We start from the raw sequence: 16,076 nt of genomic DNA on the forward strand, positions 1-16,076 counted from the left end.
GAGGGGGACCCACCCGGGGGGCACGGGGAACCGCGCCCCCCGGCCGCCGGGAGGCGCGGGCGGCGGCCGGCCGGGTGCCTCGTACGGCTGAGTCCTCGTACGGGCGAGTGCCTCGTACGGCCGAGTGATCCGTAAGGCCTGGTGATCCGTAAGGCCGGCGGAGCCGCTCTCAGCCCTTCACCGCGCCCGTCAGCATCCCCTTCTTGAAGTGTTTCTGGACGAACGGGGACAGCACCGCCACCGGCAGCAGGGCCATCACCATGACCGCCATCTGCACGGCCAGCGCCGACAGCTGGCCCGTCTTGATGGCCTGCCCCATCCCGACCGGCGCCTCCTGCTTCTGCACCAGCTGGATCATGACGTTCTGGAGCGGCATCATGTCCTGGTCGTTGAGGTAGAGCGAGGCGTTGAACCAGGCGCTCCAGTAGCCGACGGCGTAGAACAGCGTGATCACCGCGAGGACGGCCCGCGACAGCGGCATGACGATCTGCCAGAGGATGCGGAAGTCGCCCGCCCCGTCGATCCGCGCGCTGTCGACGAGTTCCTGCGAGATCCCCATGAAGAAGCCGCGCAGGACCAGGATGTTGAAGACGCTGATCGCGCTCGGCAGGATCAGCGCGAGGTAGGTGTCCGTCAGGCCCAGGGACTGCACCAGCAGGTAGGTCGGGATCAGTCCGGCGCTGAAGAACATGGTCGCCAGCAGGGTCATCAGGATCCAGCGGTGGGCGAGCGACCCCGAGCGGGACAGGCCGTAGGCGCACAGCACGGACACCGTCATCGAGAACGCCGTGCCGACGACGGTGATCAGGACGCTGACGACCGCGGCGCGGGTGACCTGGCCGCCGCTGAGGAGTTCGCGGTAGGCGACGAAGGTGATCTCCTTCGGGATCATCACCAGGCCGCCGGCCTCGTCGATGGTCTTCCGCGAGGACAGACTGGTGACGAGGACGATCCACAGCGGGAAGACGATGGCGAGGCAGGCGAAGCCCAGGGCGATGCCCTTGCCGGCGAGGCCGGCCCTGCTGGGCTCCTCCTCCCACACGGGCCGCGGCGGGGCGGCCCACCGGCCCGGTGGGCGCGCGGCCCCGTCGGTCGCGGATGCGCCGGTCGCGGGCTTGTCCGTCACGATGCTCACTTCTTGTACACCCCCTGCTCGCCCATGAGATGGGCCACCTTGTTCGCCACGAGCACGAGGCCGAGGCTGATGACGCCCTTGATCAGGCCGGCGGCGGCCGCGTAGCCGAAGTCCTGGTTGCGGACGCCGTTCCACCACACGAAGGTGTCGAGGACCTCCGACGCCCCCGGTCCCACCGCGTCGCGTTGCAGCAGGATCTGTTCGAACCCGACGGTGAGGGCGTCGCCGACCCGGAGCACCAGCAGCAGGGCGATGACCGGCCGCAGGGCGGGCAGGGTGACGTGCCACATGCGGCGCCAGCGGTTGGCGCCGTCCATCGCGGCGGCCTCGTACAGGTCCGGGTTGACCGAGGCCAGGGCGGCGAGGAAGACGATGATGCCCCAGCCGGCGTCCTTCCAGACGCTCTGCGCGGTGATGAGGAACTTGAAGGTCTCCGGGTCGGTCATGATGTCGATGCCGTCGTACCCGTGCTGCCGCAGCAGCTGGGAGAGGATCCCCGCGCCGCCGAACAGCTGCTGGAACACGGCGATGACCAGCACCCACGAGAAGAAGTGCGGCAGGTAGAGGATGGCCTGCGACACCGCCCGCACCCGGGGCCGGACCACGCTGTTGATGAGCAGCGCGAGCCCGATCGGGATCGGGAAGTACAGCACCAGCTGGAGGAGGAACAGCACGAGGGTGTTCTGGACCGCGCTCCAGAAGTCCGGGTCCTCGAAGAGGCGCTGGAAGTTCTCCAGGCCCACCCAGGGGCTGTGCAGGATGGAGACGACCCCGTTGTCGCTGATGTAGGGGTCGTAGTCCTGGAAGGCGACCACGTTGCCGAGGATCGGCACGTAGTTGAAGACCAGGATCAGGGCGACCGCGGGCAGCGTCATCAGCAGCAGGACGCGGTCGCGCCGGAACCTGATGCGCAGGCTCAGCCTGCCCGGGGGCCGGCCCTTGACGGCACCGGTGGTTTCGCCGGACGCCGCGGGGGTCCTGTCCGTCTCGTCGGCCTCGGTCCTGCTCCGAGGCACCGTGCTGTGGGACACGGCCGTTCTCCTCGCCTCGGTTCCGGGTCAGCCCGCCGCCGCGCCGTTGTCGTCGAGCAGCTTCTGGTACCAGTCGCGGAGCTGGTCGCCGCCCTTCTTCTTCCAGTCGGAGACGGCGGCCTGCATGTCGCCGATCTTCTTGCGGCCGCGGACGATGTCGTCCTCCAGCTGCTCGAAGTCGTTGGACAGGTTGGTCCAGCGGCTGGGCTCGGTGATCTGCATGCCGTAGAAGGCCGACTTCTTGGTGAAGGCGCCCATCCGCTGCTGCCACTCGACCTGGCCCTTGGCGATGTCCGGGAAGTCGGGGTGGGCGATGGTCGACGCCGGGCTCGCGATCATCACGAAGGCGTTGATGACCTCCTGGTTGCCCTTGTCGTTCTTGACGGGCACCCCGTCCTTGACGGTGTAGTGCGTGCCCTCCACCCCGTAGTTGGTGAGCATGTACTCCTTGGTGCCGTACGGGGCGGCGGTGGCGTTGGCGACGGCCAGCACGTCGCGGATCACCGCCTCGGAGGCCTTCTTGTTGACGAAGGCGAAGATGTTGGCGGGCTGGGTGGCGTAGATGACCGGGTCGGCGCCGCCGTGGCCGAAGATGTCCATGCCCCAGATCCGGAAGTCGGGGTTCTGGGTGGCCTGCGAGGCCTGCTGCCCGTACCAGCTGGAGATGTCGTTGTTGTAGATGAGGAACTCGCCGGCGGCGAACTTGGTGCTCGGGTCGACGGCCTGGCTCTTGCCCAGCTTGAAGTCGGGGTGCACGTACCCGGCGGCGAACAGCTTGCGGGTCCACTCCAGCGCCTCGAGGTAGGAGTCCAGCTCGATGCGGTTGACCAGCTTGCCGTCCTGGACGATCCAGCCGAGGGGCTTCTCCCCGCCGGAGGGCACGCCGAAGCTGTTGAACGCGGTCCACTTCATGTCGCCGCAGGCCCACACCTTGGCCTTGGCGTTGGTGATCTCCTTGGCGAGGGCGGTGAACTCGTCCGTCGTCGTCGGGACCGTGTAGCCCTCCCTGTCGAAGACGTCCTTGCGGTAGAAGGGCACGATGTTCGCCACGTACGACGACGGCATCGGCAGGCCGCGCAGCTTGCCGCCGAAGATCGACCGCTGCCAGGCGTCGGTCGGGATCGCCGCGAGGTTCGGGTACTCCTTGACCTTGTCGCCGGACAGGTAGGGGCCCAGGTCGGCGAACTTGCTGAGGATGGCGCTGGGTATCTTGCCGCCCATGTTCCAGCCGGGGACGACCACGACGTCGGGCACGTCGCTGGAGGCGAGCACGGCGCCGAGCTTCTGGTCGTAGGTGTTGCCGTCCTGGTTCTGCCAGACGACGTCGACGCCGGTGAGGTCGTTCATCGCCGTGTAGTAGGGGTTGTCGCCCTTCGGCGGCGATCCCCAGAACGGCGACATCACGGTGACCTTGCCGCCCTTGCCGAGCTTCTTCGGCACCGAGGTCTTCAGGCCCGCGAGGTCGAGCTTGGAGGTGAAGCCGACCGAGGAGCCGTTCTTGGAGGGGATGTCGGGCGTCACCACGCTGCCGGCGACGAAGGTCGGCAGGATCTTCTTGGCGTCCTTGCCCGAGGTGGTGCCGTCGCGCGAGCCGCTCTCCGAACCGCCGCAGGCGGCGAGCAGCGGCATCCCTCCGGCCACTGCCGCTGTGGCGACCGCCGTGGAGGCGAGGAAGCTTCTCCGGCTGGGTCCGGAAGGACCGGAGGAGGGGGAAGCGGCGTTCGGCGTCATTGCGTCAACCCTTCATGGCGCACCAGGACACCCGGCGGTGGCCGTCGGCTGCGGTGTCTCGAGTGGAACTGGCTGAGCTGAAGCGCCCCGGTCGCCCGGTCGGCGGAGGTCCGCCCGCCTCACGGCGGCGGCTCCGCACTGTCGAAGGATCGTCGAAGCGCTTCGATGTTGCAGTGAGGTTAAGTGAAGGCATGGGGGCGCACAAGGGTGGTTCCCAAGATTCCTCCGAGCCGTCCGGGAGGGGATCGCCCTCGCGCCCGGCTTGAAATGACGCCCATGAGTCCCCGTCATTACCGTGCGGACTCTTGACACCCACCCCGGCGCCGAATGAGCATCGAAGCGCTTCGAAAGCGTCTTCCCGCTCCATCGCAAAGGGAACCCCACGTGACCGCATCCACGCCGCCCGCCCCGCCGTTCCGCGATTCGCGCCTGCCGTTCGCGAAGCGCATCGACGATCTGCTGTCGCGCCTGACCCTCCAGGAGAAGATCTCCTTCCTGCACCAGTTCGCGCCCGCCGTGCAGCGGCTCGGCATCGGGGCGTTCCGCACCGGCCAGGAGGCGCTGCACGGAGTGGCCTGGATGGGTCCGGCGACGGTGTTCCCGCAGGCCGTCGGGCTGGGCGCGACCTGGAACGAGGACCTGGTGCGGCGGGTGGGCGAGGCGGTGTCCCGGGAGGTCCGCGCGATGCGTGCCCGCGACGAGCGCGTCGGCCTCAACGTCTGGTCGCCCACGGTGAACCTGCTGCGCCACCCCCTGTGGGGCCGCAACGAGGAGGGCTACTCCGAGGACCCGCGGCTGACCTCCGCCATCGCCACCGCCTACACGCACGGCCTGCGCGGCGACCATCCGGTCTACTGGCGCACGGCCCCCGTGCTCAAGCACTGGCTGGCCCACAACAACGAGACGGGCCGGGACGTCACCTCCTCCTCGGTCCGCCCGCGCGTGCTGCACGAGTACGACCTGCGGGCCTTCCGCGACACGGTCGAGGCGGGCGCGGTGGCCGGGGTGATGCCCGCGTACAACCTGGTCAACGGGCGTCCCAACCACGTGTCGCCGTACCTGCGGGAGCAGCTGCGGACCTGGACCGAGCAGGAGCTGCTGGTCTGCTCGGACGCGGGCGCGCCCTCCAACCTGGTCGACTCCGAGCACTACTTCGACACCCACGAGGAGGCGACGGCGGCCTCGCTGACCGCGGGCGTGGACAGCTTCACCGACCACGGCACCGACGGCTCGAAGATCGTCGAGCGGGTCACGGGCGCGTACGAGCGGGGGCTGCTGGCCGAGGCGGACATCGACGCGGCGGTCCGCCGCCAGCTCTCGGTGCGGTTCCGGCTGGGCGAGTTCGACCCGCACGCGGACCCGCACGCGGACACCGGCGCGTTCGACACCCCGGCCCACCGCGCCCTCGCCCTGGAGGCCGCCGAGCAGGCGGTGGTGCTGCTGCGCAACGACGGTGTGCTGCCGCTGGCCGCGGACACCCGGATCGCGGTCGTCGGCCTGCTCGCCGACGAGTGCAAGCTCGACTGGTACAGCGGCACCCTGATCCACCGCTCCACTCCCCTGGAGGGGCTGTACGAGCGGTTCGGCACGGAGCGGGTGGAGTTCGCGGAGGGGGTGGACCGGGTCCTGCTGCGGACCGCCGCCGGGACGTTCCTCACCGTGCCGGACGCCCCCGGCGCCGACGACGAGCAGCGCGGCGCCGAGGGCGCCCTCGACCCGGCGCTGCTCGCGGGCCGCACCGACCTCCCCCCGCTCACCGCCGGCCCCGCCGGCACCGAACTGGCCCTGGTCGACTGGGGCGAGGACGTGCTCACCCTGCGCGCCCCCGACGGCCGCTACCTCTCGGTCGCCGAGGACGGCTTCCTGCGCGCCTCCGCGGAGCAGCCCGGCGGCTGGGTCGTGCAGGAGACGTTCCGTCTGGAACCCCACGGCGACGGTCACCTCCTGCGGCATCTCGGCACGGGTCGCCACCTCCGGGTCGCCGCCGACGGCGTGAAGGTTGCCGACGCCGGCGACGGGGACCCCGAGGTGTTCGGCCTGGTCGTCGTCGAGCACGGCGAGAAGGCGGTGGCGCGGGCGGCGGCCGGGGCGGACGTGGTCGTGGTGGTGGCGGGCAACGACCCGCACGTCAACGGCCGCGAGACCGAGGACCGTACGACCCTGCGGCTGCCCGCCCACCAGGAGCGGCTGCTGACGGCCGCCCGGACCGTGAACCCGCGCACGGTGCTGGCGCTGGTGTCGGCCTACCCGTACGCGGTCGAGCCGGAGAACCTGTCCGCGGTGCTGTGGACGGCGCACGGCGGGCAGGCCGGGGGCACCGCCCTGGCCCGGGTGCTGGCCGGCGACGTCTCCCCCGCCGGCCGGCTCCCGCAGACCTGGTACGCGGACGACGCGGACCTGCCCGACCTGCTGGACTACGACGTGATCGGCGCCCGCCAGACCTACCTCTACTTCGAGGGCGACCCCCTCTTCCCGTTCGGGCACGGCCTGTCGTACGCGTCCTTCGGGTACGCCGGCCTGACGGCGCGGGTGGACGGGGAGACGGTGCGGGTCTCCTTCACGGTGACCAACACCGGCGAGGTGGGCGCCGACGAGGTCGCCCAGCTCTACGCACGGGCGGTGGACCCCTCGGTCCCCCGTCCCCGGCGCGAGCTGCTGGCCCACCGCCGGGTCACGCTGGCGCCCGGTGCCCGCGCGGAGCTGTCCTTCGAGGTCCCGCTGTCCGCCTTCGCGTTCTGGGACGTGGCGCGGGGCGGCCTGCGCCGCGAGGCCGGGGCGTACGACCTGCTGGTCGGCGCGTCCAGCGAGGACGTGCGGCTGCGCACGACGGTGACGCTGGACGGTGACGCGGCCGCCCCCAGGCCGGTCCTGCGCGACGGGCTGGCCGCCGTCGACTTCGACGAGCACAGCGGCGCGGAGATCGTGGACCGGACGAAGGTGTCGGGCGACGCGGTGACGCCCGCGGCCGGCGGCCGGGCCGAACTGCTCTACCGCTCCTGCGACTTCGGCGCCGGTGTCACGGGGGTCACGCTGGAGGTGGCGGGCGGGGGCACGGTGGAGATCGCGGCGGCCGACGGGCCGCCGGTGACCCTGACCCTCGGCACGCCCACGCCGGGACCGTACGCCTACACCACGCTGGACGCCCCCTTCACCGCCGCGGGCGTCCACGACCTGCGCATCGGACTGCGCGGCCCGCTACGGCTCGCGCTCGTCGGCTTCTCCGGTCGAGGGTCCGGGGACGGCTGACGCGACGAAGGGGCCCGGCGCCGAAGGGCATCGGTGCCGGGCCCCTTCCGGGACACGTCAGGGCTTCCTGAGCACGTCAGAGGGCGAGACCGGTGAGGACCAGCACGCGCTCGTAGGTGTAGTCGTCCATCGCGAACCGCACGCCCTCGCGGCCCACCCCGGACTGCTTGGCGCCGCCGTACGGCATCTGGTCGGCGCGGTAGGAGGGCACGTCGCCGATGACCACGCCGCCGACCTCCAGCGCCCGGTGGGCGCGGAAGGCGGCCTGGAGGTCGTGCGTGAACACGCCCGCCTGGAGGCCGTACTTGGAGTCGTTGACGGCGGCGAAGGCCTCGGCCTCGCCATCCGCCCTCGTCACCGTGAGGACCGGTCCGAAGACCTCCTCGCGGGCGAGGGTGGTGTCCGCCGGCACGTCGGTGAGGACGGTCGGCGCGTAGGAGGCGCCCTCGCGCTTGCCGCCCGTGAGGAGGGTGGCCCCCGCCGCGACCGCCTCGTCCACCCAGGTCTCGACGCGCTTGGCCGCGTCCTCGCTGACCAGCGGGCCGACGTCGGTGCGGTCGTCGGAGGGGTCACCGGTGACCTGGGCCTCGACGGCGGCGACGATGCGCGGCAGCAGCCGGTCGTACACGGAGGCGTCGGCGATGACCCGCTGCACCGAGATGCAGGACTGGCCGCCCTGGTAGTTGGAGAAGGTGGCGATGCGGGTCGCGGCCCACTCCAGGTCGGCGTCGCTCGCGAAGTCGCCGAGGACGACGGCCGCGCCGTTGCCGCCCAGCTCCAGGGTGCAGTGCTTGCGCGGCACCGAGTCCATGATCGCGTAGCCGACCTTCTCGGAGCCGGTGAAGGAGATCACCGGCAGCCGCTCGTCCTGGACGAGGGCGGGCATGCGGTCGTTGGAGACCGGCAGGACGCTCCAGGAGCCGGCGGGCAGGCCGGTCTCGGCGAGCAGCTCACCGAGGATCAGGCCGGACAGCGGGGTGGCCGGGGCCGGCTTCAGGATGATCGGCACACCGGCGGCGATCGCCGGGGCGACCTTGTGGGCGCACAGGTTCAGCGGGAAGTTGAACGGCGCGATGCCGAGCACGACCCCCTTGGGGAAGCGCCGGGTGAGGGCCAGGCGGCCCTGGCCGCCCGCGTCGGTGTCGAGCCGCTGGGCCTCGCCGCCGTTGAACCGGCGGGCCTCCTCGGCGGCGAACCGGAACACCGACACCGCCCGGCCGACCTCGCCGCGCGCCCACTTGACCGGCTTGCCGTTCTCGCCGGAGATCAGCCGGGCGATCTCCTCGGTGCGCTCGGCGAGCCGCCTGCCGACGTGGTCGAGGGCGGCGGCACGGACGTGCGCCGGGGTGGCGGCGAACCCGTCCCGCACGGCGTACGCGGCGGCCACGGCCTCCTCGACCTGCGCGTCGGTCGGCACGCTGACCCTGCCGACGAGACGGCCGTCCCACGGGGAGGTGACGTCGAAGCTGTCCTCGCCGGTGACCTGGCGGCCGGCGAGCCAGAAGGCGTGAGTGACCCCCGCATTCTTTTCCTGGGGCATGTGAGTCCCGGCCCTTCCGCGTGATGGGGTGTGCTGGCTTTTCCTGATCCACGGTAGGGGCGCGGGGGCACGGGGTCGCTTGTCCGACTCGTAGTGGTGGCGGCCGGGGGTGCGCCGCTTTGGCGAGGTCGGCCGCGACCCGACGGCGGTCCGACGACGGTCCGGCGGCGGCTCACCGCGCGATCCGCCGCAGGACCAGCCACAGCGCCCCCAGCAGCAGCACGCCCAGGCACCAGCTCGCCACCACGTCCAGGGGCCAGTGGTAGCCCCGCCGCACCAGGCCGAAGGAGACGGCCGCGACCAGGACGACGGCCGTGGCGGCGGCCGCCCGGCGCACCGGCCGGGAGCCGAGCCGGGGCAGCAGGACGAGCACGGCCGCCCCGTAGGCCACGGCCGCCGTCGCGGTGTGCCCGGAGGGGTAGTAGCCGGTGGCCGGCGGCACGGCGGGCGTGCCCGGCCGGTCCGTCCACACCTTCAGCGGTACGACGATCAGCGGCACCAGCACCATCAGCGCCGCCCCGGCGAGGGAGGGCAGCCACCACCGCGGCACGCCCGCGGACCGCGCCCACAGGGCCGCGCACCCGGCGACCAGCACCAGCACCGGCACCGCGACCTGCGCGTTGCCCAGGTCGGCCAGCAGCTCGGCGGGCCGGTCGGGGTGGACGAGGGCCCGGCTCAGCCGTGCGTCCAGGTCCAGCAGGGGCCCGTCGGCGGCGACCTGCCAGGTGATCAGGGCCAGCAGGAGCGCGGGCAGGCCGAACAGCAGCGTGCCCCGGGCGGCGCGTGCGGGGGCCGGTGGCGCGGCGGCGCCCTCGGCCTCCGGGCGGGAGCGGGTCGACATGGGGCCCAGCTTGTCAGGACGGGCGGCGTCCCGGTTCGCCCCCGGCCGCCGGACCCGGGAGGGAACAGGAAGAGGACCCCGGGCGTGGACCGGGGTCCGCGCTCGGGGCCGGTGCCCGAAGGGCCTGTCTCCGAAGGGTCTCTGTCCGAGAAGGAGGTCGGCCACCCCGGAACGGGGGGGATGGTTCCGAGGTGGCCGACCGGATCGGGATGCCGCGCGCCCCGGGGGGTTTGGGGCGGGCGACCGTCCGATCGGTGAGGAGATCCGCAGCGGGAAGCTCCGGTGGTGTGCGCGAGGCACGACCGGGTCGAGGCTGGGGAGGCCCCGTCCCGGGACCGCCCACAGTCCCCTGTGGGCGGGGTGTATCTCTCATCTGGGAAGAACCTACGACAGCGACCGGCGGGACGACAGGCGGATCCCCCTCCCGCCATCCACCTCGCACACCTTCTTCACACGCTCTGCCCGGCCCGCGATCTCCCTGGCTCCCGGACCGGACGCACGGGGGCCGCCCGGGATGCGGGCGGGACCGCCCGGATGCGGGCGGCGGCCCGCTCAGACGCCGGCGAAGGCCTGCTCGATGATGTCGAGGCCCTCGTTCAGCAGGTCCTCGCCGATCACCAGCGGCGGCAGGAAGCGCAGCACGTTGCCGTAGGTGCCGCAGGTCAGGACCAGCAGACCCTCCTGGTGGCAGGCCTTGGCGAGCGCGGCGGTCGCCTCGGGGGCCGGCTCCTTCGTCGTGCGGTCCTTGACCAGCTCGACGGCGATCATCGCGCCGCGGCCCCGCACGTCGCCGATGATGTCGAACTTCTCCTGCATGGCGGTCAGGCGGCCCTTCATGACCTCCTCGATCCGCTTCGCCCTCGCGTTGAGGTCCAGCTCCTTCATCGTCTCGATGGAGCCGAGCGCGCCGGCGCAGGCGACCGGGTTGCCGCCGTAGGTGCCGCCGAGGCCGCCCGCGTGGGCGGCGTCCATGATCTCGGCGCGGCCGGTGACGGCGGCGAGCGGCAGACCGCCCGCGATGCCCTTGGCGGTGGTGATCAGGTCGGGGACGATGCCCTCGTCCTCGCAGGCGAACCACTGGCCGGTGCGGCAGAAGCCGGACTGGATCTCGTCGGCGACGAAGACGATGCCGTTGTCGGCGGCGAACCGGCGGATCGCGGGCAGGAAGCCCTTCGCCGGCTCGATGAAGCCGCCCTCGCCGAGCACCGGCTCGATGATGATCGCGGCCACGTTGTCCGCGCCGACCTGCTTGGAGATCTGGTCGATCGCCTGGGCGGCGGCCTCGGGGCCGGCGTTCTCGGCACCGGTCGGCCAGCGGTAGCCGTAGGCCACCGGCACCCGGTAGACCTCGGGCGCGAACGGGCCGAAGCCGTGCTTGTACGGCATGTTCTTCGCGGTCAGCGCCATCGTCAGGTTGGTGCGGCCGTGGTAGCCGTGGTCGAAGACGACGACGGCCTGCCGCTTGGTGTACGCACGGGCGATCTTGACGGCGTTCTCGACGGCCTCGGCACCGCTGTTGAACAGCGCGGACTTCTTGGCGTGGTCGCCCGGGGTCAGCTCGGCGAGGGCCTCGGCGACCTCGACGTAGCCCTCGTAGGGGGTGACCATGAAACAGGTGTGGGTGAAGTCGGCGAGCTGCGCGGCGGCCCGGCGCACGACGGCCTCGGCGGAGGCGCCGACGCTGGTCACCGCGATGCCGGAGCCGAAGTCGATCAGACGGTTGCCGTCGACGTCCTCGATGACGCCGCCGCCCGCGCGCGCGGTGAACACCGGCAGCACGGAGCCCACGCCCTGCGCGACCGCGGCGACGCGGCGGGCCTGAAGCTCCTGCGACTTCGGGCCGGGGATGGCGGTGACGACGCGGCGCTCCTGCGGAAGTGCGGTCATGGGGGCTCCCTGATGGTCTTGCGTACCGGGCGTACCGGGGTGCGTCTCCACGGACGCACGGGTCCTTTTCTCGCAGGTTAGGCCGGGAAGGGGGGTGCGGGCATGCTCCATGTGGGCGTTGTCGGCGGCGTCCGTTGTCCGTCGTGGACATAGCCGCCCCAGGGCCCGGTGCCGACGCCCGGCCGCGTGAGCGGTGAACTCCCCGGGCGGGGGCGTTAGATTGACCGGCGACGGTGGACGGAGCGGCTGGTCGGGGGGCAAGGGCGATGGACGGCGACGGGACGCAGGACCCGCGGGGCACGCACGCGCATCCCGTGCCGCGCCCGGCGGTGCCGCCGGAGCGGCCGGCCGGCCCTCCCGGTGTGCCGCCCCGGCCGGGCGAGGCTCCGCCGCTGCCCGCCGGTGCTCCGCCGCTGCCCGCGGGCGAGCCGTCGGTGCCGCACCCCGGCGGGCCGGGCGCCCGAGCCCTCTCCGCGGCCGCGGCGTGGCTGAACGAGTCCCGCCCCGCCGCCCGGCCGGGCATCTGGCGGTTCGGCCACCGGCCGCCGAAGGACACGCCGGCGGCCGAGCGGCTCGCGCCCGTCACCGTCGTCGGTCTGCTCGTCCCGCTGGTGGTGGCGCTGGTGCTGTGGTCGCTGTGGCGCCGGGGCGGCCTGCCGTACCAGTTCGCGCCGTTGCGGCTGTTCACCCCGGACGACTGGTGGTGGGGCGGCACGCTCGCCTCCCCGAAGACCATGGAGGGCGCCGAGGCCCGGGTGGTGTACGACGGCGCCTTCTTCGCCGTCCTGGTGTACGCCATGGGGCGGCTGGGGAGCTGGGCCGACGTCGTGCGCCACTTCGTCGGCCGCCGGCCGCAGCCCGCGCGGGCGCTGCTCGCGCTGCTGGGCGCCCTGGTCGCGCTGAGCTTCGTGTTCCCGAGCGCCTTCCCGGGGGTGGGCTGGGACGCGCTGCCCGTCGTCGACCCGCTGTTCTCCCTCGTCGCCCTGATCGCCGGCGGCTACGACCTGTTCGCCTCCCGGCTGTTCACCGACACGCTGTACGCCGTGATCACCCTGCTCGTGGTGTGGCCGTTCGCGCGGCTCGGCGGCTGGTGGCCGTACCTGAGGGAACGGCTCGCCGCCCGGCGCGCGGCCGCCGGTCCCCACGCACCCGTTCCCGTCGAGCGGCCGCGTGCCGAGTGGCCGCAGCTGCGGCACGCCGGGCAGCACGAGGCGGCCGACGTGCTGACCGCCGAGGTCGCGGCCGGGCGGATGAACGACGTCGACTGCGCGCGCGTCACCCGCGCGTGGACGACGGGCCGTGCGGACTTCCGGGAGACCGTGCTGCGGCAGGCCGGGGCCGCCTGGACCCACCCCTCCGGCTCCCGAGACCTGCCGCGGCGCACCGGGCGCCACGACCTGCTCGCGCACCAGGTGCGCATCGGGCGGTGGGTGGCGGCCGAGCGTGCCCCGGCGGCCTACCGCGACGCGGGCGCCGCGCTCGGCCCGGACGTGCTGGGCACCTCGCTGCTCGCGGTCGGCCCGTCCGGCTCGGGCAAGACGCGGACGCTGGTGGAACCGGTCGTCGAGGCGCTGGCCCTGCAGGCGCTCACCGGGTCGTGCGCGCTCGTGGCCGTCTCCTCGGCCGGGAGCCCGCTCGCCTCCGACGCCGCCTTCGACGTGATCGTCCGGATCGGGGACCCCGCGTCGGTGCACGACCTCGACCCCTACGCCGGGTCCGACGACGCCGACGAGGCCGCCGCCGTCCTCGCCGAGGCGCTGGTGGGCGACCTCGACACGGTGAGCGCCCAGGGCGCGGCCACCGCCCTCGCCCAGCTCCTCGGCCCCTATCGGGCCGTGCACGGACGCTTCCCCGCGCTGCCGGTCCTGCGCGAGCTGCTGGAGGGCGGGCCGGCGGAGCTGTCCGCACTGCGCGAGGCCGTGGCCGGGGACGAGGTCATGCGCCGCGAGCTGGACGCGCGCGTCCGGCAGGCGGGCGCGCCCGGCGACCCGGGCCGGGCCCTCGCCGACCGGCTGGCCCTGCTGAACCGGCCGGCCCTCGCCGGTTTCCTCGGCGGGAGCGACACGGACGGCGGGACGCGGGGCGGTCCGCACCGGGCGTTCTCCCTGCGGGCCGTCGCCCACCATCCGCTGCGGGTGCGCGTGGATCTGCCCGAGCGCGGCCACGAGGAGGCCGGCCGGCTGATCACCCGGCTGGTCCTCGCCCAGTTCCACGCGGTCGTGCGGGAGGCGGGGCGCGCGCACTTCGCCGCCCTGGTCCTCGACGACGCGACGGGCACGGTGACCGCCGGGTCGGTGCGCCGGATCCAGCGGCTGCGCTCGCAGAACGCGGGGGTGCTGCTGTCGCTGCGCACGGTCGCCGACGTGCCCGAGGCCCTGCACGGTCCGCTGTACGGGGCCGTCGGCTGCCGGATGGCGTTCTGCGGGATCACCACCTGGGACGGCAGCCGGTTCGCGCAGACCTGGGGCACCGAGTGGGTGGAGACGACGGAGGTCGCCCGGCACACCGTCTTCGCCGACCAGCCGATGACCCGGGCCATCCACGCCCTGCGCAAGCTGGTCACCGGCAAGGCCGTGACCACGGACGCGGTGACCGTGCGCGAGGTGGAGCGGGAGCGGTGGTCGGCGTCGCAGCTGGCGCACGAGGTGCCGCCCGGGCACGCGGTGCTGTCCCTGACCACCGTCGGGGGCGAGCACGCGCCGCCGCTGCTGGTGGATCTGCGCGGCTGAGACGAGGCGCGGGGCACCCCTCCAGTGAGGCAGAATCGACATGGCCGCTTCATACGAAGCGGCCAAAAGATCACCCGGTCGACCGCCCGCGCGTCCGCCTCAGACCTGAAGGTCCCATGCCCCCCACGCTCGCCTCGCTCGTCCACCACTCCGCGCTGAAGCTGACCGTGCGGGCGGGCGGGGACCTCCTGGACGTACCGGTGCGCTGGGCACACGTCAGCGAACTCGCCGACCCCGTGCCGTACATGGAGGGCGGGGAGCTGCTGCTGATCACCGCGCTGAAGCTGGACGCGGAGGACCCGGAGGCGATGCGGCGCTACGTGCGGCGGCTCGCCGGGGCCGGGGTGGTCGGGATCGGCTTCGCCGTCGGCGTCGCCTACGAGGAGATCCCCGGGGCCCTCGTGGACGCGGCCGAGGAGGAGGGGCTGCCCCTGCTGGAGGTGCCCCGGCGCACGCCGTTCCTCGCCATCAGCAAGGAGGTGTCGGCGGCGATCGCGGCCGACCAGTACCGGGCGGTGACGGCCGGTTTCGCGGCCCAGCGGGAGCTGACCCGGCAGGCGCTGGCCGACGGCCCGGAGGGTCTGCTCGCCGCCCTCGCCTCCCAGGTCGACGGCTGGGCCGCACTCTACGACGCCTCGGGCGCCGTCGTCGCGAGCGCGCCGGAGTGGGCGGGGCGGCGGGCCGCGCGGCTCACGGCGGACGTGGAGAGGCTGCGGGAGCGTCCGGCGCCGGCCTCGGCGGTGGTCGGCGGTCCGGAGCACTCCGACCACGACGACCGGGTCGAACTGCACTCCCTGGGGACCGGCCGCCGTCCGCGGGCCGCCCTCGCGGTCGGCACGGCGTCGACGCTCGGCACGGCGGAGCGCTACGCGGTCCATTCGGCGATCGCCTTGCTGACCCTCACCACGGAACGCTCCCGCTCGCTCCAGGCGGCGGAGCAGCGGATCGGGGTGGCGGTGCTGCGCATGCTGCTGGCGGGCGAGCCCGACCACGCGCGGGCCGTCGCCGGTGACCTGTACGGCGGTCTGCTGGACGCTCCGTTCCGGGTGCTGGTGGCCGAGCCGGCGTCCGCGCGGGCGCACGCCGAGGCGTCCTCGCACGCGCGCGTGCCCGGCTCCGCCGACCGGGCCGGGGACCCGGCGGGCCGGCTCGCCGAGGTCGTGGAGTCGGCGGCCGCCCGGTCCGGGGAGACCGTGCTGGTGGTGCCCGAGGGCGAGCGGCTGGTGGTGCTGGCCGCCGACGGGGGCGCGGCGGTCGCGGCCGTCGCCTCCTACGGGGTGGCGCTGGAGGAGGCGCGCGCGTCCGGACCGGAGGGCGAGGCGGACGAACCGGTCGTCGGTCTGTCCGCGCCGGCCGGTCCGATCGCCGCGGCGGCCGCGTACAAGCAGGCCGAGCAGGCGCTGTCGGTGGCGCGGCGCCGGGGACGGGTCCTCGTGGAGCACGAGCGGCTCGCGGCGGGCTCGGTCCTGCCGCTCCTCGCGGACGACGCGGTGAAGGCCTTCGCCGACGGCCTGCTGCGGGCCCTGCGCGAGCACGACGCGACGGGCCGGGGCGACCTGGTGGCCTCCCTGCGCGCGTGGCTCTCCCGCCACGGCCAGTGGGACGCCGCGGCGGCCGACCTGGGCGTGCACCGCCACACCCTGCGCTACCGCATGCGCCGCGTGGAGGAGATCCTCGGCCGCTCCCTGGACGACCCGGACGTGCGGATGGAGCTGTGGCTGGCCCTGAAGGCGACGGCACCGCAGTAGCGCGGGGCGCCGAGCCGGACGGCCGGCGGCGAGCCGGACACCACCGGCCCCGCTCACGGACCGGGGGGAGGGCCGGGCCGTCGTCCCTGCCCCGGGCAGAGGCCCCGGCCGGCACGACGCGGGTCGGACGTCCTCGACGGAGTGAACCGGCACGTGCGCCCGGGGGCGCCGGCTCACTCCGTCGGGGC

Annotated in this window: 9 protein-coding genes and 1 pseudogene; 3 read left to right on the forward strand and 7 right to left on the reverse strand. The window is 73.6% G+C overall.

The window, feature by feature from the left end:
• Positions 1–169 precede the first annotated feature (169 nt).
• The 3 genes from ACZ5FU_RS00285 to ACZ5FU_RS00295 are packed head-to-tail and all read right to left on the reverse strand — an operon-like array spanning position 170 to position 3,897.
• The gene (locus ACZ5FU_RS00285) at positions 170–1,126 is read right to left on the reverse strand and encodes a carbohydrate ABC transporter permease (RefSeq protein ID WP_451526345.1); all 957 of its coding nucleotides are present in this window, start codon (positions 1,124–1,126) and stop codon (positions 170–172) included.
• Positions 1,127–1,131: 5 nt separating this feature from the next.
• Positions 1,132–2,166: an ABC transporter permease gene (locus ACZ5FU_RS00290; RefSeq protein ID WP_451526344.1), complete on the reverse strand. Its 1,035-nt coding sequence runs from the start codon at positions 2,164–2,166 to the stop codon at positions 1,132–1,134.
• Between the two features lie 27 nt (positions 2,167–2,193).
• The gene (locus ACZ5FU_RS00295) at positions 2,194–3,897 is read right to left on the reverse strand and encodes an extracellular solute-binding protein (protein ID WP_451526343.1); all 1,704 of its coding nucleotides are present in this window, start codon (positions 3,895–3,897) and stop codon (positions 2,194–2,196) included.
• 384 nt (positions 3,898–4,281) lie between these two features.
• Here ACZ5FU_RS00295 and ACZ5FU_RS00300 point away from each other — a divergent pair, with 384 nt between their 5' ends.
• On the forward strand, positions 4,282–7,143 hold the full coding sequence (locus tag ACZ5FU_RS00300; RefSeq protein ID WP_469044008.1) for a glycoside hydrolase family 3 C-terminal domain-containing protein: 2,862 nt from the start codon (positions 4,282–4,284) through the stop codon (positions 7,141–7,143).
• Between the two features lie 76 nt (positions 7,144–7,219).
• On the opposite strand, the gene ACZ5FU_RS00305 is transcribed toward ACZ5FU_RS00300, so the two are convergent.
• The 4 genes and pseudogenes from ACZ5FU_RS00305 to gabT all read right to left on the reverse strand — a co-directional run bounded on the left by ACZ5FU_RS00305 (position 7,220) and on the right by gabT (position 11,411).
• Positions 7,220–8,683 carry an aldehyde dehydrogenase family protein gene (locus ACZ5FU_RS00305; protein WP_469044010.1) on the reverse strand — a complete coding sequence of 488 codons (1,464 nt, stop codon included), beginning with the start codon at positions 8,681–8,683 and terminating at the stop codon, positions 7,220–7,222.
• A gap of 172 nt (positions 8,684–8,855) precedes the next feature.
• Positions 8,856–9,524, reverse strand: coding sequence for a phosphatase PAP2 family protein (locus tag ACZ5FU_RS00310; RefSeq protein ID WP_469044012.1), 669 nt, complete (start codon positions 9,522–9,524; stop codon positions 8,856–8,858).
• Positions 9,525–9,682: 158 nt separating this feature from the next.
• Positions 9,683–9,897, reverse strand: a pseudogene (locus ACZ5FU_RS00315) (phosphatase PAP2 family protein); the annotation flags it as partial.
• Between the two features lie 179 nt (positions 9,898–10,076).
• Entirely contained in the window at positions 10,077–11,411 is a 1,335-nt protein-coding gene (gabT, locus tag ACZ5FU_RS00320) for a 4-aminobutyrate--2-oxoglutarate transaminase (protein WP_451526339.1), read from the reverse strand.
• Between the two features lie 266 nt (positions 11,412–11,677).
• On the opposite strand from gabT, the gene ACZ5FU_RS00325 reads away from it, so the two are divergent.
• Positions 11,678–14,140: an ATP/GTP-binding protein gene (locus ACZ5FU_RS00325; RefSeq protein ID WP_469044014.1), complete on the forward strand. Its 2,463-nt coding sequence runs from the start codon at positions 11,678–11,680 to the stop codon at positions 14,138–14,140.
• Between the two features lie 116 nt (positions 14,141–14,256).
• Positions 14,257–15,888: a PucR family transcriptional regulator gene (locus ACZ5FU_RS00330; RefSeq protein ID WP_469044016.1), complete on the forward strand. Its 1,632-nt coding sequence runs from the start codon at positions 14,257–14,259 to the stop codon at positions 15,886–15,888.
• The last annotated feature ends 188 nt before the right edge of the window (positions 15,889–16,076 follow it).

The sequence above is a fragment of the Streptomyces sp. NPDC031554 genome (assembly GCF_055580685.1).

Coding starts and splice junctions, on each gene's coding strand:
- ACZ5FU_RS00295 (WP_451526343.1), bottom strand. CDS start 3,897: ATGACGCCGAACGCCGCTTCCCCCTCCTCCGGTCCTTCCGGACCCAGC.
- ACZ5FU_RS00305 (WP_469044010.1), bottom strand. CDS start 8,683: ATGCCCCAGGAAAAGAATGCGGGGGTCACTCACGCCTTCTGGCTCGCC.
- ACZ5FU_RS00310 (WP_469044012.1), bottom strand. CDS start 9,524: ATGTCGACCCGCTCCCGCCCGGAGGCCGAGGGCGCCGCCGCGCCACCG.
- gabT (WP_451526339.1), bottom strand. CDS start 11,411: ATGACCGCACTTCCGCAGGAGCGCCGCGTCGTCACCGCCATCCCCGGC.
- ACZ5FU_RS00325 (WP_469044014.1), top strand. CDS start 11,678: ATGGACGGCGACGGGACGCAGGACCCGCGGGGCACGCACGCGCATCCC.
- ACZ5FU_RS00330 (WP_469044016.1), top strand. CDS start 14,257: ATGCCCCCCACGCTCGCCTCGCTCGTCCACCACTCCGCGCTGAAGCTG.